Annotated in this window: 18 protein-coding genes and 4 pseudogenes; 12 read left to right on the top strand and 10 right to left on the bottom strand. The window is 67.4% G+C overall.

The window, feature by feature from the left end:
* Positions 1 to 57: 57 nt before the first annotated feature.
* Together ACNPQM_RS23920 and ACNPQM_RS23915 are read right to left on the bottom strand one after the other, a co-directional pair.
* Entirely contained in the window at positions 58 to 1,059 is a 1,002-nt protein-coding gene (locus tag ACNPQM_RS23920) for an IS481 family transposase (RefSeq protein ID WP_418085648.1), read from the bottom strand.
* Between the two features lie 5 nt (positions 1,060 to 1,064).
* Positions 1,065 to 1,880 carry an NAD(P)H-binding protein gene (locus tag ACNPQM_RS23915; RefSeq protein WP_418085647.1) on the bottom strand — a complete coding sequence of 272 codons (816 nt, stop codon included), beginning with the start codon at positions 1,878 to 1,880 and terminating at the stop codon, positions 1,065 to 1,067.
* An 87-nt stretch (positions 1,881 to 1,967) separates the two neighbouring features.
* On the opposite strand from ACNPQM_RS23915, the gene ACNPQM_RS23910 reads away from it, so the two are divergent.
* Positions 1,968 to 2,390: a winged helix-turn-helix transcriptional regulator gene (locus ACNPQM_RS23910; protein ID WP_418085646.1), complete on the top strand. Its 423-nt coding sequence runs from the start codon at positions 1,968 to 1,970 to the stop codon at positions 2,388 to 2,390.
* Positions 2,391 to 3,128: 738 nt separating this feature from the next.
* Here ACNPQM_RS23910 and ACNPQM_RS23905 read toward each other — a convergent pair.
* A complete protein-coding gene (locus ACNPQM_RS23905) occupies positions 3,129 to 3,608 on the bottom strand; it encodes a transposase (RefSeq protein WP_418085695.1) in 480 nt (159 codons plus the stop codon).
* A 368-nt stretch (positions 3,609 to 3,976) separates the two neighbouring features.
* Between ACNPQM_RS23905 and ACNPQM_RS23900 the strand changes: the two genes are divergently transcribed.
* Entirely contained in the window at positions 3,977 to 5,218 is a 1,242-nt protein-coding gene (locus ACNPQM_RS23900) for an IS110 family transposase (RefSeq protein ID WP_418085694.1), read from the top strand.
* Positions 5,219 to 5,389: 171 nt separating this feature from the next.
* Here ACNPQM_RS23900 and ACNPQM_RS23895 read toward each other — a convergent pair.
* Positions 5,390 to 5,680: pseudogene (locus ACNPQM_RS23895) on the bottom strand (transposase); the annotation flags it as partial.
* 252 nt (positions 5,681 to 5,932) lie between these two features.
* On the opposite strand from ACNPQM_RS23895, the gene ACNPQM_RS23890 reads away from it, so the two are divergent.
* Complete coding sequence (locus ACNPQM_RS23890) at positions 5,933 to 6,352, top strand: hypothetical protein (RefSeq protein WP_418085645.1); 420 nt, start codon at positions 5,933 to 5,935, stop codon at positions 6,350 to 6,352.
* Entirely contained in the window at positions 6,349 to 6,645 is a 297-nt protein-coding gene (locus tag ACNPQM_RS23885; protein WP_418085644.1) for a winged helix-turn-helix domain-containing protein, read from the top strand. The genes ACNPQM_RS23890 and ACNPQM_RS23885 overlap by 4 nt, the downstream gene beginning before the upstream one ends.
* Before the next feature lie 331 nt (positions 6,646 to 6,976).
* On the opposite strand, the gene ACNPQM_RS23880 is transcribed toward ACNPQM_RS23885, so the two are convergent.
* Positions 6,977 to 7,633, bottom strand: coding sequence for a TetR/AcrR family transcriptional regulator (locus ACNPQM_RS23880; protein ID WP_418085643.1), 657 nt, complete (start codon positions 7,631 to 7,633; stop codon positions 6,977 to 6,979).
* 132 nt (positions 7,634 to 7,765) lie between these two features.
* Between ACNPQM_RS23880 and ACNPQM_RS23875 the strand changes: the two genes are divergently transcribed.
* A complete protein-coding gene (locus tag ACNPQM_RS23875) occupies positions 7,766 to 8,776 on the top strand; it encodes a hypothetical protein (RefSeq protein ID WP_418085693.1) in 1,011 nt (336 codons plus the stop codon).
* 157 nt (positions 8,777 to 8,933) lie between these two features.
* Positions 8,934 to 9,209 (top strand): annotated as a pseudogene (locus ACNPQM_RS23870) (transposase); the annotation flags it as partial.
* A 301-nt stretch (positions 9,210 to 9,510) separates the two neighbouring features.
* Here the strand turns inward: ACNPQM_RS23870 and ACNPQM_RS23865 are convergent.
* Positions 9,511 to 9,903, bottom strand: a complete 393-nt coding sequence (locus ACNPQM_RS23865; RefSeq protein ID WP_418085642.1) for an IS5 family transposase — start codon at positions 9,901 to 9,903, stop codon at positions 9,511 to 9,513.
* A 68-nt stretch (positions 9,904 to 9,971) separates the two neighbouring features.
* Here ACNPQM_RS23865 and ACNPQM_RS23860 point away from each other — a divergent pair, with 68 nt between their 5' ends.
* The 4 genes from ACNPQM_RS23860 to ACNPQM_RS23845 all read left to right on the top strand — a co-directional run bounded on the left by ACNPQM_RS23860 (position 9,972) and on the right by ACNPQM_RS23845 (position 12,433).
* Positions 9,972 to 10,388 carry an ATP-binding protein gene (locus ACNPQM_RS23860; RefSeq protein ID WP_418085641.1) on the top strand — a complete coding sequence of 139 codons (417 nt, stop codon included), beginning with the start codon at positions 9,972 to 9,974 and terminating at the stop codon, positions 10,386 to 10,388.
* Positions 10,295 to 10,738: a DUF6415 family natural product biosynthesis protein gene (locus ACNPQM_RS23855; protein WP_418085692.1), complete on the top strand. Its 444-nt coding sequence runs from the start codon at positions 10,295 to 10,297 to the stop codon at positions 10,736 to 10,738. The genes ACNPQM_RS23860 and ACNPQM_RS23855 overlap by 94 nt, the downstream gene beginning before the upstream one ends.
* 311 nt (positions 10,739 to 11,049) lie before the next feature.
* On the top strand, positions 11,050 to 11,250 hold the full coding sequence (locus ACNPQM_RS23850) for a DUF5999 family protein (protein WP_418085640.1): 201 nt from the start codon (positions 11,050 to 11,052) through the stop codon (positions 11,248 to 11,250).
* A gap of 1,006 nt (positions 11,251 to 12,256) precedes the next feature.
* Positions 12,257 to 12,433 carry a hypothetical protein gene (locus ACNPQM_RS23845; RefSeq protein WP_418085639.1) on the top strand — a complete coding sequence of 59 codons (177 nt, stop codon included), beginning with the start codon at positions 12,257 to 12,259 and terminating at the stop codon, positions 12,431 to 12,433.
* 33 nt (positions 12,434 to 12,466) lie between these two features.
* Here ACNPQM_RS23845 and ACNPQM_RS23840 read toward each other — a convergent pair.
* The 4 genes and pseudogenes from ACNPQM_RS23840 to ACNPQM_RS23825 all read right to left on the bottom strand — a co-directional run bounded on the left by ACNPQM_RS23840 (position 12,467) and on the right by ACNPQM_RS23825 (position 17,246).
* Positions 12,467 to 13,662: pseudogene (locus ACNPQM_RS23840) on the bottom strand (IS110 family transposase).
* A gap of 307 nt (positions 13,663 to 13,969) precedes the next feature.
* Positions 13,970 to 14,821, bottom strand: coding sequence for a hypothetical protein (locus tag ACNPQM_RS23835; protein ID WP_418085638.1), 852 nt, complete (start codon positions 14,819 to 14,821; stop codon positions 13,970 to 13,972).
* Between the two features lie 86 nt (positions 14,822 to 14,907).
* Positions 14,908 to 15,992 (bottom strand): annotated as a pseudogene (locus tag ACNPQM_RS23830) (integrase core domain-containing protein).
* Positions 15,993 to 16,253: 261 nt separating this feature from the next.
* Positions 16,254 to 17,246 carry a helix-turn-helix transcriptional regulator gene (locus ACNPQM_RS23825; protein WP_418085637.1) on the bottom strand — a complete coding sequence of 331 codons (993 nt, stop codon included), beginning with the start codon at positions 17,244 to 17,246 and terminating at the stop codon, positions 16,254 to 16,256.
* Between the two features lie 133 nt (positions 17,247 to 17,379).
* On the opposite strand from ACNPQM_RS23825, the gene ACNPQM_RS23820 reads away from it, so the two are divergent.
* Entirely contained in the window at positions 17,380 to 17,745 is a 366-nt protein-coding gene (locus tag ACNPQM_RS23820; protein WP_418085636.1) for a VOC family protein, read from the top strand.
* 536 nt (positions 17,746 to 18,281) lie between these two features.
* The coding region (locus tag ACNPQM_RS23815) for a transposase (RefSeq protein WP_418085635.1) at positions 18,282 to 19,072 on the top strand (791 nt) is incomplete at its 3' end.

Below are 19,072 nucleotides of genomic sequence, written 5' to 3'. Positions count from 1 at the left end.
GGGGGTTGTTCGGTGTTGTTCCGGGTTGTTCGACGGCCGGGTGGCGTGGACGGCCGCCTAGCTGTACGAGGCCACGACGTTGGTGACGCCGTCACGTAGTCGGGCAGCTGGCGGTTGCCCTCCCGCGCCGCTGTGGGGCCGATGGTAGTTGTAGTGGATGTTCCACATGTCGAGCGCCTGGCTTCGTTGGTCTTCGGATTGCCAGGTCCTGGCGTAGAGGAACTCCTCGGCAAGGATCCGGTTGTATCGCTCTACCTTGCCGTTGTGGCGGGGCGTGTATGGAGCGATCCGCTGGTGCCGTGACCCGAGGAGAGCCCGAGCGAAGGCGTCGGCTCGGTAGCAGGAGCCGTTGTCGGTGACGATCCGCTCGATGCGAGTGATGCCGTGTGCTGCGAACCAGGCTCGCGCTCTGTGCATGAACGCAACAGCGGTGCTGGCCTTCTCATCGCTCGGCGATTCGGTGTAGGCGAGTCGGCTGTACCCATCGACGGCCGAGTGCAGGTAGGCGTATCCGGCTCGCTGGCCCTTCCGCTTCCGACGCTCGGCAGCCTTGGCTTGATCGCTCCCTCGGCCATGGGCTCGCCAACCGCCGCCGTCCGGGATCCGCCCGACCTTCTTCACGTCGATGTGGACCATGTGTCCGGGCCGGCGGGCCGTGATCCGCCGTGGCTCGCGGTTGGATTCTCCGTTCGGGTCGAGGAACCGGCGATGGTTCAGCCCGAGCGTGCGCAGGTACCTCGAGACGGTGCGGCGGCTGATCTGCCAGCCGTCTCCTTGAAGCTCAAAGGCGATTCGGGAGGCGGACCACTTGTTCCTGCGTCGCAGGGCTTCGATCTGCGCCACGACGTCGGCGTTGATTGCGGTCGGCTGGCGGGATGGAGTCGAGGATCGGTCGAGCAATCCGAGGTCCCCGTGTTGGCGATAGCGGTTGACCCACTTCGAGGCGCACGCCCGGGAGATACCCATCTCGGCGGCGACATGCGCGATCGGTCGGGTGCGGCAGCGTTCGATCAGGCGACGGCGGCCTTCGATGGACAATGGCGCATTGCGGTGAACCATCCGTGTCAGCTGGCGTCGGGGCGCATCGCGGCCGCGGTGTCCGTGGCGACGGTGAGCGGGTCGGTGAGTGGTCGGCCGAGGAGTTGGGCGAGGTCGGGGCTGGTGGTGCTGAGGAACCCGTGGCGGACACTGGTTGCGATCGAGGCGAGCATCGGCGGCTGGAACGGCAGGAGCGTGTCGTCAGCGAGGAGTCGGGCCCGGTACTCCCCGAGCCCAATGGTCCGGTGCGCGACTCCGAGGGATTCGGCGATGCCGACGGCGGTGATCGGTTCGCCGACCAGGTCATAGGTCTTGCCGGCGTGCGCGGTCGGATTGCTGGCCACGACGGCTGCGACGGCGGCCAGGTCCGCCCGCGCCACAGCGGCGAGCGCCCCGTCGCCGAACGCGGATTCCACGCCGTCGGCGGTCCAGGTCAGCAGCGCCCCGAAGAGTTCGGCATAGAGCCCGTTGCGCAGGACCGTCCACCCGAGTCCACTGGCCTTGATCAGCTGCTCGGTGGCCCGGTGCGCGAGGACGAAGCCGAGATGGTCACCGTCGCCGGTCAGGCTGGTGTACACCACGTGGCTCACACCATCGCGCACCGCAGCGTCCAGAGCTGCCCGGTGCCGGGTAATGACCTGGTCGTCCTCGGCATACCCCGCCGAGACGAGGACCAGCGTCGTAACACCGGTGAGGTCGAGGCTCGTGGGGTCGTCGAAGTCGAGTCGCCGCTGCCCGTCCGCAGGTGATCGAGTGCCGCCCAGGGCGGGCACGCGGCGTCCGGCCAGCTCCTGAAGCGTGAGAGAGGCGAGCTGTCCGTTCGCGCCAGTCACCATGATCATTTCGGTTCTGTCTCCTACCGTGGTTCTCTTCAGTAACTACGGTGAGATCTTCAACCGGCCGAGGCCGGCCCACAAGGAGGCAGTTTCGTGTCAGTGACGCACACCGAGGTAACCGCTGGACCCGCTGAACTCGAACCCTGCGGACAGCAGGACCACCCCGACTGCGGAATCCGCGACGTCCTCGACCGGGTCGGTGACAAGTGGTCGGTCCTCGTCATCGTCGAGCTCGCCAACGGCCCGCGGCGCTTCCGGCAACTACAGCGCGCCATCGACGGGATCTCCCAGCGCATGCTGACCCTTACGGTGCGCCGACTGGAGCGAGACGGCCTGGTCCTGCGGACCGTGTACCCGACCGTGCCGGCTCAGGTCGACTACCGGCTCACCGAGACGGGCGCGAACCTGACCCACCTTGTCAAGGCGCTCGCCGACTGGTCACTGGAACACAGGGCCCATATCGCCCGCGCCCGTGAGACCTACGACAGCGAGCACCCCGGCAACGAGATCCGCTGATCAGCGAAACGTCATCAACCTCCTGACCCGCAACACCTAGCCGGGAACGGCACCATGCAACGCCGCTCGCAGCATGAGCACTGGCGCCGAGACGGGCGGCGGCAAGCGTACGCAACTTTCGTGGAGGCGGCTGTGGATTACGGTGAGGCCATCAGCACCGTGCAGGCGTACGAGGGCGCTCCCGGTAACCACCCTGGGGTGGAAGCGGCAGAGCTGTACAGGCGAGTCGTCGAGATGAGGCCAGCCACGAGCAAGGCGCTGGCTCTCGTGCTGGTGGAGGGACCCGACGATGTGGCCCGTGCGGCTCACGAGGCTGTACGGGCCATGACCACCTGGGCGTGCGCGACTGGCGTGTATCCCCCTGGGCACCCCTTGGCAGTCTCTCGCTCCGTGCAGACCGTGCTCCGTGACGGGCCGACTGACGCCGCCGGTCTGTCCGACGTGACCTGGGAGCGTATTCGCAAGTTCGAGACGTGTGCCCGCACGGCTTTGGACCACCCGTTGTGGTTGGGTACGTGAGCGGCTAGGGGTGAAGCTCACGCCCTTTTTGGCGTGGACGGCCGCCGGCCCGGGATCTCGCGCCCGCATTCCGGACAAGACGTGGAGTCGGCCGAATCGGTGGCGTCACGCCACGGCGCCCGGCATTCTCGTGATCTATGCCGCCCAGCGAATCAAGCCGAACACCCAACCGGCCGCGCAGATTTCGCCTGTCGCTCAGAGCCTGCAGACAAAGGGTTCTCATGCGGCCTGCTGATGTCGAACGGCTGGTGGTCGTTCCTGGCCCCAGCGGGGATGGGACGGTGCGCCGGCCAGCTCACGGGTGAGCTTGCGGGTCATGATGAAGGTGGTTGCCCACAGCACCATCGCCTCGTGGTGTTCGGGCTTTCGTTCGTAGTCGCGTACGAGTCTGCGGTAGCGCATCAACCAGCCGAACGACCGCTCGACCACCCAACGACGTGGTAGTACGACAAAGCCCTTGGTGTCGTCAGTGCGTTTGACGATGGTCACCGTCAGCCGTAGGACCTGGGCGCCCCAGGTCACCAACCGCCCGGCGTACCCGCCGTGGGCCCAGACCAGCGTGATGGTGGAGAACCGCTCGCGCAGCAGGGCCAGCAGCGGGCAGGCGCCGTCGCGGTCCTGCACCCCGGCGGTAGTGACGACTACGGCCAGCAGCAGCCCCAGGCAGTCCACCGCGATGTGCCTCTTGCGCCCATTGATCTAATGGGCGGTAGCTGAGCTCGCTGAAAGCACCTTCTCGATGCCGGTCGCCGGCGTCAGCACGACGTCCTCCGTTGATCCGGGCCCTTGAGCCCTCAAAGAAGACTGACGTGTGCTGGCGCTCGCAGTCGGCATCGAGAGCGATCACTTGATCACCGATGATGATCGTGGTCCAAGCCCCCTGCGGGGACTACCTCTTACGTGTTCGGGAGCCACGAGCTCCGGCCAAGACCGAGGGCCCCGCAGGTCGCTGGGGTCATGAACGACTAATCGGATGTCGGGCCACTGAGCCCTTCCATTAGAGAGACGCATGCCCTGCACGGCTGTGACCAGCCACAACACAGATCCGATGAGAAAGCGTGAGGCGAGTGAGAGCGTTCTGCGGCATCGACTGGGCCAGTGATCACCACGACATAGCCATCGTCGACGAAACGGGTTCGCTGCTGGCCCGGGCTCGCATCGATGACACAGCGGAAGGGCTCGATCAGCTGCTTCGGATGCTCGCAGAGCACGGTGACAATCCGCAGGATCCCGTTCCGGTGGCCATAGAGACCTCCCGCGGTCTTCTGGTCGCCTGCCTGCGGGCGACGGGCCGCCCCGTCTACGCCATCAATCCGATGGCCGCCGCCCGGTACCGGGACCGGCACACGGTCTCCCGCAAGAAGTCCGACCACCTGGACGCCATGGTGCTGGCGAACATCCTCCGCACCGATGCCGCAGCTCACCGCATGCTTCCCGCCGACTCGGAGGTGGCCCAGGCCGTCGCGGTCCTTGCCCGTGCCCAACAGGACGCCGTCTGGGACCGAACCCAGGCCGGCAACAAGCTGACCTCCCACCTGCGCGAGTACTTCCCCACCTATCTGGCCGCCGTCGGCCACCGCCGCGAGGGCATCTATCACCCCATAGCCCGCGCTCTCCTGGCCGCGGCGCCCACCCCGCGCCAGGCGGCCAAGCTGAGCCGGACGCAACTGCGGGCCGTGCTGAAGAAGGCCGGCCGCAAGAACACCATCGACAGGGAGGTCGAGCGTCTGCACGGAGCACTCCGTGCTCCACAAATGCGTCATCTCCCCCTGGTCGAGGAGGCCATGGGGCGCCAGGCACTTGCGCTGCTTCGGCAACTGGAGGCCGCGTGCGCGAGCGCCGATGATCTCGCCGAAGCCACAGTGCAGGCGTTCGAGGCCCATGCCGACGCCGAGATCATCACCAGTTTCCCCGGACTGGGACCGCTCAGCGGGGCCCGGGTGCTAGCTGAGATCGGCGACGACCGGACCCGATTCGCCGACGCCAGAGGTCTGAAGGCGTACGCGGGATCCGCCCCCGTCACCAGGGCCTCCGGCAAGAGCGTGTCCGTCACGGCCCGCAGGGTGAAGAACCAGAGACTGGCCGGCGTCGGCTACATGTGGGCCTTCTCAGCGATGGCCCACTCGGAGGGAGCGCGGGCCCATTATGACCGCCGACGCGAGGCCGGAGACCGCCACACGGCCGCCCAGAGGAACCTCTTCAACCGGATGATCGGCTGCCTTCACCACTGCCTTTCTCACCGCCTCCCGTTCAACGAGGCCGTGGCCTTCCCGACCTCGCGAGAACCCCACCTTGCCCTGGCCGCTTGACTCCTTCTTCGCATCGGATGTCTTCTTTCCGCCATCGAATCCCCTGGTGGCGGCGCCGACGGTATCGGCGGCCTTGACCGACTGGGAATCGATCGATCCGGCTGTGGGCAGCTCGGCCCGGCCCAGCTTGATGCGGATCCGGCCGCGCAGCCGGTCTACCAGTCGCTGCGGCAGCTCGCGCCGGGACCAGCGTTCGAAGAACGCATACACTGCGGCGTGCGGCGGGAAGTCGCACGGCAGAGCCCGCCACTCGATCCCGTACCGGACCATGTAGCCGATCGCGTCCACCATCGCGCGCAGGTCGTGCACCATCGGCCGCCCGCTCGCCTTGACCAACTCGGCCATCGCGGCCCGCCCCTCGGGCTCCAGCACCGCCCATTCGGCGTCGGTCAGATCCGACGAATACCGGGGCGTCCGATCCCAACACGCACACCCGTCCGAACCACAACCGGTCGTGTTCACCGCCGTAAAGGAGTAGACAGTCACCTACGGGCTCCTGGCCGCTGAGCTGTTTGAACACCATCTCAGCTATCAGGAGCCCACTCCTGTCTCCCCGGTTATTGATCAGCCCTGACCATCACTCGACGATCTCCCGGCCCAGAACGCGACACTCAAGGCGAGCTCCCCCGTCGCCTCCGGTTGCAACTCTGAATCACGATCTGGAAGAAACTACTTGCCAATTTGGAAAGTACTTGCCGCGGTATCGGCATGGCGATGAACGAACTGGATCCAGCGGCCGCACTGGCGCAGGCGCAACGGCTGAAGAGATCGGTGGACCGGCGCTCACGCTGGGTGGTCCGTTATCAACTGGCGTACGGGACAGTGTCGTTCGCGATGGTGCTGGCGCTCGGGCTGTTGAAGGGCCCGCTGGGCATCGCGGTCAGCATGGCCATCTGGATGCCAGCGATCGGTGTGCTGAGCGTGTACGCGGCGCGGCAGCCGGTCGCGCACCGCGGGATGGCGGTGACGCACGGTGTGATGATCGGCATCTGGGCCGTGTTGTACGGGCTCGTGCTCGGCGTCGGCATCACGTTCTTCCGCGGCGACCTGGACTGGTGGCTGCCGGGTGCGGCGCTGGTCGCGCTGCCCGGATTCGGGGCGGCCTGTGTGACGGCCCGGCGGGTGCGGGTATGAGCCATCCCCGACACGCGCTGGACGAGGTCATCCATTCCCCTGTTCGGTTCTCGATCATGGCGACGCTCGCGGCGGCCGAGAAAGCGGAGTTCGCGTACGTACGCGACGCCGTCGAGGTGAGCGACTCGGTGCTGTCCAAACAGGCCGCCACGCTGGAGAAGGCCGGCTACGTCAAGGTCACCAAGGGGTACGTCGGCAAGCGCCCACGAACCTGGCTATCGCTCACCGCCCAGGGCCGCCACGCGTTCACCGCGCATGTCGAGGCGTTGCACGCGATCATCAAACGCACCTGAGATCCCTTTGTCAGCAGGCCCTCAATGCTCGTCTCGTGATTCTCTGTGCCGTTGCGGCCGTGGTGACGTTGGCAAGCGCCTTTGTCTCCGTCCCGTTTGAGGCCACGCACCTTCCTGAATGGCACCCGCTCGGCCGCGATCTGGAGTGGCTAGAACTCCCCCTCGGGCTCCTCGTGGGGATCGGGGCGATGTCGGCTGTCGACAGGTATCGGGAGGCCGCATCCGATAGAGAGGCTCTCAGCGTTAAATCGGCTGCCGAGGATGATGGCCGGGTGCATCAGCATGTTCCGGATCTACTGTTTGTTCAGCGGATGCCCCAGTTGGGTCGGCTTCACGGCTGGGTGTGTTGCTCGGCGGCGTCGAACGCGGGCGCGAGCGGGGCCAGCGCCGCGCGGAGCTGGTCGGGCAGAGAGCCGGAGGGCACGACCAGTCCTCCGGCAGCGAAACTCCCGGCGGCCTCTGCGTTCCCGGCCGGCCGGAGCCAGCCTTCCAACGCGATGCGAGCCGCCGCGGCCACGCTTGCCGCGAGGACGCGAGCCGTGTGCGCTTCGGCGCCACCCAGGCGTTCGGCGATCACCGCCGTGAGAGGGGGCTCGATGCCGGCGGTGGTATCGAGGAACGCGTCGCGCAGCGCGGCCTGGGTGAGGATCAGCAGCAGCGCCTTGTGTCCACGCTCGCCGGTGTTCGCGTACTGCTCGACCACTGCTTCGGTGACGGCGTCAGCCAGGCGCACTCCTGCGGGCCGGGCCGCGACCGCTGCCGCGATGCGTGTCTCCCGGTCCGCGGTAACAGCCGAGACGATCGCCTGCTCGCGGCTGGCGAAGTAGTTGTTGTAGGTGCGGGGCGAGACCCCGGCCGCTTCGGCGATGTCCTCGACCCGCACTTGGTCGGGTCCGCGCTCCACGGCTAGGCGCAGGGCGGCCTCGCGTAGCGCCTCGCGCGTGGCCTGCTTCTTCCGCTCCCGCAGCCCTGGCGGTGGTGTCGTCACGGCGTCAGCGTTCCACACAGGGCTACACGCACGCAAAATTGCGCACACGCAAAATTGCGCACACGCACTTTTCCTGTCAGTCTCGACCCGCCCGAGACCGACAGAGAGGACGTCACCATGCGAGCAAGAGGAATGACCTACGACACCGGATTCGTCGTGCACGGCCAGATATCCCGCGAGCACTTCGACCCCGCGGTGGTCCGGCGCGAGCTCGCCATCATCCGCGACGACCTGCACTGCAACGCGGTCCAGATCATCGGCGGCGACCCGGACCGACTGGAGCTGGCCGCCGGTGCCGCTGCCGAACTCGGCCTGGAGGTCTGGTTCTCGCCCTATCCGCTGGAGCTGGATCGGGAGCAGATCCTCACACTCTTCCGCGACTGTGCCGAGCGAGCGGAACGGCTCCGGCAGCAGGGCGCCACAGTCGTGTTCGTCGCAGGGGTCGAGCTGAGCGTGATGAACCGCGGGTTCCTGCCCGGAGACAGCCCCGAGGAGCGGGTCGAGCAGCTGATGAACCAACCCGAGCGGCGGTCCGAAGCGATGCGCGAGCTCGGCGCGCGCATCAACACATTTCTCCGCGACGCCGCGGCCACGGTCCGCGAGCGCTTCCAGGGCAGGCTCACCTACGCGTCCATCCAGTTCGAGCAGGTCGACTGGACTCCCTTCGACATTGTGACGTTCGAGCTGATCCGCTCCGCCGAGGTCGCCGACCGGTTCCGGGACGCGGTGCGCACCCTGGCCCAAGGCCCGAAGCCGCTCGCCATCACCGGGTTCGGCACCGCGGCCTACCGCAGTGCGGGAGACCGCGGTGGGCGGGTGCTGGAAGTGGTCGAGTACGACCCGGAGACCAAGGCCCCTGTACGACTGAACGGCATATATGAGCGTGACGAAGCCGGCCAGGCCGCATATTTGAGCGAACTGCTGGAGATCTTCGAGACCGAGGGCGTGGACAGCGCGTTCGTGTTCTTGTTCGCCTTGCCTGGCTACCCGCATCGTCCGGACGGCGACCCCAGGGAAGACTTGGACCGGGCCGGCCTGGGCATCGTCAAACTCCTCGAAGGGCGCCGGGGGCAGACCTACCCCGACATGGAATGGGAACCCAAGGCCGCCTTCGCGGCAGTGGCACAGCGCTATCGGAGGTGACAGGCCCCGCGCACGGTGACGATCTGCTCGGGATCTGCACTGCGCCGCAGTGCAGATCCCGAGCAGATGGAAGCGGTATTCGCCGCAGACCTCGCGCCGGTCTACCGCCGCCGCGACCTGCGGACCAACGGAGTGTTGCACCTGCGCGGGTTAGCTCATGCCGGGCGTTGCGGGCAACTGCTGGTCGATCGCGGAGGCAGTCGGCCTGGACCGGCCGTATCGCCCGCATCACCTGCTCGAACGCGCCCGCTGGGAGGAGGACACCGCGAGAAACATGGTGCGCGCGTTCCTGACCCGGCACCTCGGCGCCGACGGCGGGGTCCTGATCTTCGACGAGACAGGGCAGGCGAAGAAGGGGACGAAGACCGCGGCCGTGGGTCGGCAAGATTCCGGCACGATCGAGAACGTGATCGTCGCCGTGTACACGACGTACGTGACCAAGCGGGCCACGCCCTCATCGACCGGGACCTGTACGTGCAGGCCGACTGGTTCGAAGATCCGGCGCGGATGGCGACGGCAGGTTTCCCTAAGGATCACGCATTCGCCACCAAGCCCGTGCTCGCCCTCGCGCAGGCGAAACGGGCGCTGGCCGCCGCGCGGACGACCACGCCGCCGGGGAACACACAAGCGAGCCATGACGTCCGTGAAGGCGGGTGCGTCACCGGCCTGCCCGGCGGTGAGGACGAACGCCAGAGGCCGACAGTGGGCATCGACAGCGAGGGGGATCTTCGTGGTCAGTCCGCCGCGGGACCGACCGATGGCGTGGTCAACAGGTTCGCCGACCGGGGCCCCTTTTTGCGGGCCCCGGCAGCGTGCTGGTGAGCCCGCACGACCGTGGAGTCCACCGACACGGCCCAGGCCAAGTCCTCATCGGCGCCGGTCTGGGCCATCAGCGCGGTGAACACCCGCTCCCAGGTGCCGTCGACGGCCCACATCCGCAGCCGGTTGTAGATGCCTCGCCAGTTGCCGTACTTCTCCGGAGGGTGCACCCACTGCGTTCCGCTCTGGAACTTGAAGGCGATCGCGTCGATCACCTCACGGTGATCCCGCCAGCGGCCACCCTGCTTCGGCGTACGGACCGGGAGCAACGGCTCGATCCGCGCCCATTGCGCATCTGTTAACGGCACACCCGGTCCAACGACCGAGCGATCCAAACGAAACCGCCTAGTTCTCAGCCGGAGCGACCGAGCGCAGCATGACCGAGAACACTGGCGAGCAGCACACCGCGATCGCTGTGCTGTACGTCCTGGTGAACAACGCGATGAAGCACGCCCTCACGCCCGGGGCGGCTGCGCAGGGCCCCGACGTCTGGTTGCGCATCGCCGTGGCCGGCGAACTCCTCATCGACGTCACGGACCCGGACCCGGCCTTTCCAGACTTCGACAGGGCTGTTGCCGGAGAGCTGGGGCGCGGTCTGTGGGGAGCCAAGCGGCTCGGCGCCGCCATCACCTGGTTCCCTGCTGACGGCGGGAAGACCGTGCGCGCCACCATGCGGCCAGGTCTGGTGCCAGCACGACGATCTCTCTCACCGCTCCGGTTCGGGAGAAGCCCGTCGCCTCTCCTACGCCCAGCATCCCGAAGTGGACGCCTCCGCTCGACGCGGACGCCCTGAGGCACGTCCTGAAGCGGATCACTGCATGGTCTCCGCTCGACGTCGAAGCGATCTTCGACGACGTCGACACGACGATCGGAAACCAGCCGCCGCCCGAGGCCGCGACCCCGGCGCTTATCGAGCGCTTGCGTACCCATCTCACAAGGCTCAGCGTCATCGCGGTAGCCGACCCCAAGTTCCCGCCCACCGATGAAATGACGCAGCTCATCGAGCGAGGACGCCCCATGCAGGATGCGCACCTGCCAGCCGACCATCAGCAGGCCGTCGGGATGGCCCGATGCATGGCTTTCGTGACCTCCGACCTCGTCGAGAAACTGATCGAGGCTCGGTACATCAAGGACGTCGGGTGACGCCTCGAACCGGTCGCCTCCACGGAGCTGTCGTGACGCTCTGTGGAGACGGCCTTCCATCGGGGTCCTCCGGCTCCACCTCGATCGCCCCGCTCTGCTCCGGCGGGCGCCGATCGGCGGAAAGCATGGAGGACCGGCTCACACTCCCCCGACGATCACGGGTGTGAGCCCCGGTCGCCCTCGCCAACTCCAGTCGAGGGCGGCCGGCCTGCCCAACTTCCACCCCGAAACTCCCTCTCCGCTCCACCACGGTTCCTGGGTTCAGCCGGAGAGGGCCCCATCGCAGCACGTCCGAGAGGAATGCGACGCACATGTGCCAGCACCAGACTCCCTGCCCCACCGCGGAAGCGTCGGACCGCGAGGCAGCCAAGACCGTGGCACGAGACGACATCTTGGGCTGGGCCCTGCTTTGCAACGGTGTCTTGCTCTTTGACGACACTGGCGAATTGCTGCCCGAGGGCCGGATCATTTCCCCGCACCGCCCCGCCGCACTGGCAGGAGCAGCCGCATGAGCAGGGTGAGACGCCTCGTCCCGTACATCACGATCCGTGAAGGCGAGGAACCCGAGTTGCACCTGGCCCTGCGCGCTACCTTTGACCGCGCCGACAGGTCAGCCCTGGGCTACTGGGACGAGAGTCGGGAGGACCGCGATTCGCGGGGTGTCCTGTGGGGCCGGTGCTCGCAGCAAATCGGCCCGGGTGGGTTGCCGTCCGGACGGCCGCAGTGGGGGTTTGTCCACCCCTCCAGGCAGCGCGAGACGATGACACGGCTTCTCTGTCAGATCTGCGCAGGACCCACCAAGACACCGAAGGACTGCCCGTTCCTGGAGCCCGCTGCCAACGGCGTCCCGAGGCCTGGAGACATCCTCCCCACCGCGCAGCCCCCGGTTTGTCTGGCGCACTTGCGCGTTGCAGTTGAGCAGTGTTCAGAACTCCAGAAGGGCTACACCGCTCTGATGGTGCGCAGCGCCCCCCTCTACGGGGTCATCGGCACGCCCTACCAGTGGACTGCCCGGGGGATCCAGGCACTGCCCGGGGACGACACGCCCATTCCCTACCGAACATCTGAGCTGCGATGGTTCCTGGCCTCTCAACTCGTCCGCTGCTTGCAGGACTTCACAGTCGTCGATCTGGATGACCTCACACCCCCGACTCGATTGCCTGAACGGAGCGGCCCGTGTCCCGTCGCGCGTGCCAAGTAGCAGTCTTCCTCACTGCCATCGCCTTGATCATCCGCCGAGAGGGCGCCTCGCCGCTCCGGCTGACCATTTCCCGGCCCTCCCTCAACGCCCCAGGGGCTCGTCGGGCGGGCCAGGCCCCAATCCTCCAGCGCCGGGCAGCTTTTCCTCCCCCGTTGCCCGGTGCCGGATCTCCCCTTAATCCGACTACCTGAAGGGCACCTTGTGGACGTAGTACTTCCCGCCGTTGAACTCGCCCCACTTCCCACGGCCGCGCGCGCAGACCCACCTCGACGCGAGAGGCTACGGCGCAACAACCGCACAACACGAGGAGCACCCACATGAACGTCCTGACGACTGATCACCCCGCCTGGATCGAGACCGAGACCGGAGGCCGCGTGCGAGCCGTGCACGCGGCCACCGGCATCTGGGTCCTGTCATGGGATCGAACCGACCTTCACATGAACTGCGTGGACGGTACCGAGGACGTGAAGCCGGAGGCACGAGCCCTCCGGTGATCACTGAGCGTAGAGAACTTCCCAATGACGTTGTCAAGCCGCTGCCGTGACTGGTGGTTTAGCTCGGTAGCACGCTCCGTCGCGGATCATGGCCCACAGGACGTTGGCCCGGCGGCGGGCGAGTGCCAGCAGTGCCTGTTTGTGCCCCTTGCCCTCGGCCCGCTTGCGCTCATAGAACTGTTTCGAGGCGGGACAGTTCCGCAAGCTGGCGAAGGCCGAGAGGTAGAACGCGCGGAGCAGGCCGCGGTGGTAGCGGCGTGGGCGGTGGAGGTTGCCGCTGACGCGTCCGGAGTCGCGGGGGACGGGTGCGAGGCCGGCGTAGCCGGCCAGGCGGTCGGCGGTGCCGAAGATGTCCATGTCGCCGCCGGTCGCAGCGAGGAACTCCGCGCTCAGCATGGTGCCCATACCAGGCAGACTCTAATCACCTCGGCGTGCGGGTGCTCGCGAAACCGGGCCTCGATCAGGGCTTCGAGCTCGGTGATCTCCTCATCGAGGGCCATCACCCCCTTCGCCAGGCGGGCCACCATGGTGGCCGCGAGTTTCTCCCCGGGCAGTGCGGTGAACTGGGCCTCGGCGGCCTCCACGACAGTCCGGGCCAGGGCCGCGCTGTTGCGGACCTTGCGGTTTTTCAACCACGTCGCGATCCGGGAGGCGCCGGCGCGACGGATCGCGCCCGGGGTCTGGTAGCCGGTCAGCAACAGGACTGGCCCCTTCTTCGTCAGGTCCAACGAGCGTTCCAACGCAGGAAAGATTTCCAAGAGTTGGGCGCGCAGGCGATTGATCTGCCGAGTCCGGTCGCAGACCAGATCGGTGCGGCGGGTAACCAGCGTGCGCAGGTCGACCGATATCTCGTCGCCGGGCCGCAGGACACCGAGGTCGGTGCGCATGCGTGCCTGGTCGGCGATGACGAAGGCGTCCTTCGCGTCGGTCTTGGCCTGGCCCCGGTAGCCGGCCGATGCACGGTGGATGGCCAGGCCGGTGATGTAGGTGATGTGCTGGTCGTGGCTGACCAGCAGACCGAGCAGGAGCGCGGCCCCGCCGTGGTTGATGTCCACCGCCCACAGCACATTCCGCGACAGCTCCAGTACGTCAGCGATGAGCTGGAGCAGTTCAGCCTCGGCGTTCAGGATCCGACGCGACAGCAGTCGCTTGCCCTGGGCGTCGATCACCACGCAGTGGTGATGTTCCTTGCCGATGTCCACTCCGGCCCAGATCTCGGGCACAGCCACCTCCGTCAGCTCGTCGTACACCAACCCAGCAGACGACCTCGCCGACGTTGTCCTACAAAGCGATCGCGTCGCGTCTCCCAATTAGCGGTCGAGTCGTCGCGGGGTTCCGGGCGGCCAAGTTCTCTGAGCCATCCAGCGGCGACTCCATGACAGCCATATCCGGAACCCCTGGGCCCCGCCGATCTTACGAATGACCAGCTCAGACCCACATCAAGAAAGGTAGGACTCCATGATCACCTCGGGCTCGTGCCTGCCTTGCGTCCGGGGTGGCGATCAGCGGCCTACACACGCCTACTGCCGGTCGGCCTTACTTGTCGGCCTTGTCCAAGCGCCAGGCAACCATCCCTGCGGCCCCTGACATCCCCTCTGCGTCGATCCTGACCTTGGCCACTGAGGCTGTCAGGCGCTGGCGAAGTGGGGCGCCGTCGCAGTCCACGGTTTGGCGGACCGGGTTCTTCAGGGCTACGGACAGGGTGATCTTGCCCTTTCCGGCACAGGCGACCGCTAGCTTGTACGAGCGCCCCCGTATCAGCTCCGGTTCGGTGTGAATTCCATCGCTGACACGTTCAAGGCCAGCCTCGACAAATAGCGGATCTCTGTCGCTGACTTCCTCTGTGCCGAGCGCTTCCTGAACCTGCTTACCGAGCCTCTCCTCACCGCGGCCAGACGTTCCGGAGGGGTGCTTCCGTTGCTGCCCTGGACTGCTCTCCGACGCGCTCGGCCCTGTTGGCCCGCCGGATTCGCTCTTGCAACCAGCGGCGAGGGCAACGGACAGCAGGGAAACACAACAGAGGGCAAGGCTGCGCCGCCAAGGGCGCCGTTGCGGCGTCATGAACTCGTCGACCAGTAGCGCCAACCGGTCTCCTTGGTAGGAAGCATTGCGGTGCCTGAGCCAATCTTCACCTTCCCACAACGGTTGGCGCGGGGCTTGTACTTCGCCCAATTCACCTGTAGCCCCAAGAACCGTACTGTAGGTGACCGTACAGGTGCGCGGATCGTCGTCGGGGTTGTGGACGGTGCGGCGGTGCGCGGCAAGGCCGGCGCTTCCGCCCTGGATCGGCAGGTGGCAGTCGGGGCAGCCGTGGGCCCACTGGTCTCCGGCCGGGAGGTCGGCCGGGGTGAGCGGGTGCGGGTGCGGGCCGTCGGCGGCGCGGCTCATTCGCGGACCGCGTCCGCGAACTGCGCTTCGAGGTCGGCGCGGCCGTCGGGGTCGTCGTGTGCCGTTCGGAAACTCGTCGCCGCTGATCAGGCGGCGTACCCGTACTCGTTTATGACGCCGCCGAGTACTCGGCGGCGGAGGACTCGGTGCGTAATCAGCTCGGTTTTAGGTGCCGGGTGCTCCTGCGCGAGAGGCGGAAGCTGTCCCCGAGCCTGATGTGGGCGATGGCAGTTGTACTGTCGGGCGCAGGCGTCCAGGACCTGGCGGGCATGGGTCTCGTTCCGGATCAGCAGGTGGTCGAGGACTTCACGCCGAAGGGTTCCGACGACCCGTTCACCGTGCGCGTTCATCCGAGGAGCCCGCGGCGCGGTCCACACGGCCTCGATGCCGTCGGCTGCAAAGACCGCGCCGAAGGACTCGGTGTACTTCGCGTCCCGGTCGCCAATCAGGAAGCGCAGTGACTCCAGGCGCAGGCCCAGCTCGGCGGCGTGGTTGCGGGCTTGTTGCACGGTCCACTGCCCGGTCGGGTGCGCGGTCACACCAGCGATGTGCAGGCGGCGCGTGCCGTGCCCGAAGAAAACCAGCGCGTAGACCCGGCGAAGGACGACCAGGTCGATGTGCAGAAGTCGCATGCCATGAGGCCCTCGGCTTGCGCGGTCGGAACCTCGCGCCATGTCGGCCTGCTGCGGCGTGGGGCTGGATCGACGCCAGCGGCCGTCAGGATCTCCCAGACCGTCGTGGTACCGATCGGATGTCCGAGGCGAGCGAGTTCGCCCTGGCCCCGTCGACAGCCCCAACGCGGATTCTCCTGGGCCAGCCGCAGCACCAGCGCCTTCACCGCGCCGGCGATCGGTGGCCTGCCTGGCCTCCAGCGGCGCTTGCTGTAGTCCCATTTGACCGCGATGAGCCTGCGGTGCCACACGAGCACGGTCGCGGGCGTGACCGGGAACACCCGCGCCCATCGGCGTCGCGGGAACAACGCGGACAGCGCAGCGAACCAGATCCGGTCCGACGGCTCGTACCGCACCGGACCGGTGAGCTGCCTGCGCAGCACCGCGCCCTCCTGCCGCAGCACCAACAACTCGGCATCCCTGGCCGCGCGTCGACGCAACAGCACCGCCGGGGCCGACAGCAGCTTCCGCGTAACCCGATACACCAGTGAGACGATCACCTGGACAGCGTTCCAGGAGGCCCCCGTAGCGCACCAGACCCACTCTGAGCAGCAGCGACGAATTTCCGAACGGCACAAGATACGAGCAACGCGCAACAGAAGTGACCCACCAACAAACCCCAGCTCACAGACCACCAAGCCGTCCGAGACACCCGTACATCACCGCCGCGGCCCGAACCAGCCATCTGAATATCCCAGCTCAACGCCCTGACCACTACCCACAAACACCAGGCGCGGACAACAAGGCCCGTCGCCCGGGCGTCAAGGGCTCGGAGTGCGATGTCGGTGCGCGATCGCTTCGGCGAGGCGCGCGATGAGTTCCCGCGCCGCGGGCGGGTTGATGACCTCGAAGTGGTCACTGAACTGGAGGAGTTGACGCACCCCGTCGAGCCGGTCATAGCCGACCCGTACCAAGACGGCGCCGTCGGCGTCGGTGTCGGCCGGTCCCCTGCTCAGCAGGCGTTTGCCAAGGATCCGTTTGGCAATGTCGAGGCGGTCCGCGTCCAGCCGCACGGTCACAACGACGTCCCGCGCCTCCTCCAGACCCGCAGGGAGTGTCCCGGCGAGCTCGGTGAGCGTGGTGTTCGCGCGTAGCCTGCGGGGTTCGTCCAACACTTCCCAGCCCACGAGGCGGCTGAGCGCGTACATACGCGGTTCACCGTCCGTATCTGCGACGAGGTACCAGCGGCCGGCGCGCAGGAGCACCCCGTAAGGGTCGACGACGATCGGCCGGTGGCGCGGGGCGCCACTGCGTCGGTAACGGACGCGCAGGCGTAGTCCACGGCGCAGATCACGCGTGAGGGAGGCGATGTCCGCCTCTTCGTCCTCGTCCGGGACGAACCAGGCCCGGTGATCGACGGCGACGACCTCCGCCAACGGAATCAGGTCGCTCTTCGGCGAGGCCGCTCGCCGCTGAGGGATGCCCCGTGCCGTGAGCTTGTCGGTGGCGCTGCGTGCGGCGGCTTCCATGCCTAGCTTGCGCGCCTGGACGAGGTCGACTCCGAGCACGGTGAGCAGTTCCGCCTCGGTGTCGCTCAGGCGGGACACGTCGAGCTGAGTGCCGGGGAGCAGAACGATCCCGCCGTATCTGCCCTGCTCGGTGAAGACGGGGACCTCGGCGGCGGCCAGTGCTTCGACGTCCCGCAACACTGTGCGCACCGATACCCCGAACTCCGTCGCCAGCTCCTTCGCGGTGGTGCGCCGTCTCGCCTGGAGAGCGGCGAGCATCGCGAGCAGCCGTTGCTGCCGATTCATGGGATCACCTCGGTTCGTGGGTCCACCTCCCTATAAACACGACGTGAAGTGTCATGTTTATGTGCCAGTGTCGCAGACATGGCAACCCGCCACCGACGCGGGCGACTGTCCGGATCGAAGGAGAGGCAACACCATGGCGAACCCCAATCTGTTCCTTATCTATGTGACCGACGTCGAACGGGCCACGCGCTTCTACAGCGACCTGTTCGAGATCGAGCCGGTCGTCACGACGCCGCGCTACGTGCCGTTCGAGGTGGCGCCCGGAGTGCTGTTCGCGCTGTGGAGCGGGCACAGCGACAACGTGACGCCTGCGACCCCGCGCACGTCCGAGGTCGGACTCATGGTTCCGGGCGGCGCCGCCGCGATCGACGAGGTCTACGAGCAGTGGCGCGCCAAGGGTGTGACGGTCCTCGAGGAACCGTACGACGAGGTCTTCGGCCGTACCTTCGTCGTCACCGACCCCGACGGCAACCTCATTCGTGTCTCCCCGGTGGACTGACCGTGCGGGCCGCGGACCGGTTGTACGGCGGCCGCGCAGGCCGGTCGTGCGCGCGGGACAGACGGGTGGGCGGGTCCGGCCGAGCTGGCCAGGCTGTACGGACGACGCGGGCGCCCGGTCGACTGGGGCCGTCGTGCCTGCGCGCTCCCCCGTTACGTGCTTGGCTGCCTCCTGCACGAGCTGTGCTGTGGGCGCCCCGCGACGCGGGCTGGAAGCCCGGTCAGGGCGTGAGTCGAGGCCGCGACGCTGACGAAGTTTGCGGTGGCCTACAACGCCGACACCCTCAACCTCACCCACGAAACCGGGGGCACATGGTGGGGGCCTTGGACGGCGCAGATTGTGGCTGGACCGGACACCGCGACCCTGACAAGGCCGCCCGCACCCTGCGGACGATCGAGGGCGCCGCCCGCTGGCCGATCTCCATCCCCCGGTGCGGCAGAGCGTTCGGGCCGCGCCCAGACTTGATCGCCTAGAAGACTGCTGAAAATCTCGGGTTTTGGCCCCGGCTCGGTCGAGTTGGGGCCAGTCTTGTAGGCATGCAGGGGGAATGGGCCGGGGAGCTGGTGGGGCCGGATGTGTGGGAGACCTGCCGGGAGTTGATCCCGGCCGGGAGTGTGTTCGCGTTCCTGGCCGAGCACCGTGAGGTGCTGTTCCCGCCGGGGATGTTCGCGGACATGTATCCGTCGTCCAACGGTCGTCCGAATCTGCCGCCGCAGGTGCTGGCCGCGACGGTGGTGCTGCAGAGCCTGCAGGGGCTTTCGGACTTCGAGACGGTCCAGGAGTTGCGGTGTGACCTGCGGTGGAAGGCGGCTTGCGGGCTCGGACTGTACGACACCGCGTTCGATCCGTCGCTGCTGACGTACTTCCGGCGACGGCTGCGTCACTCTGCCGATCCGATGCGGATCTTCACCAAGGTCAAGGAAGTCGTGGCCGCGACCGGTGTACTCAAGGCCAGGCAGCGGCGCGCTTTGGACTCCACGGTGCTCGATGACGCGGTGGCCACCCAGGACACTGTCACCCAGATCATCTCCGCGATCCGCCGGGTGATCCGCGAGGTCCCCGGCGCCCAGGAGGTGGCCGCGGAGCACTGCCGGGCGCACGACTACACCGACCCGGGCAAGCCGAGGATCGCCTGGGACGACGAGACGGCCCGCGCCACGCTGGTGGACGCGCTGGTCACCGACGCCCTGAACCTGCTCGGGTATCTGCCCGAGCAGAACCTGGGCGAGAAAGCGGCGAACGCTGTTGGCCTGCTGGCCCTGGTCGCGGGCCAGGACGTGGAACGCGCCGAGGACTCCGACGGGCGCGACGGGCGCTGGCGCATCGC

Origin of the sequence: Streptomyces sp. NPDC056231 (assembly GCF_048270745.1) — a bacterium.
Lineage (GTDB): Bacteria > Actinomycetota > Actinomycetes > Streptomycetales > Streptomycetaceae > Streptomyces.
This window is presented reverse-complemented; position numbering and strand designations above follow the sequence as displayed.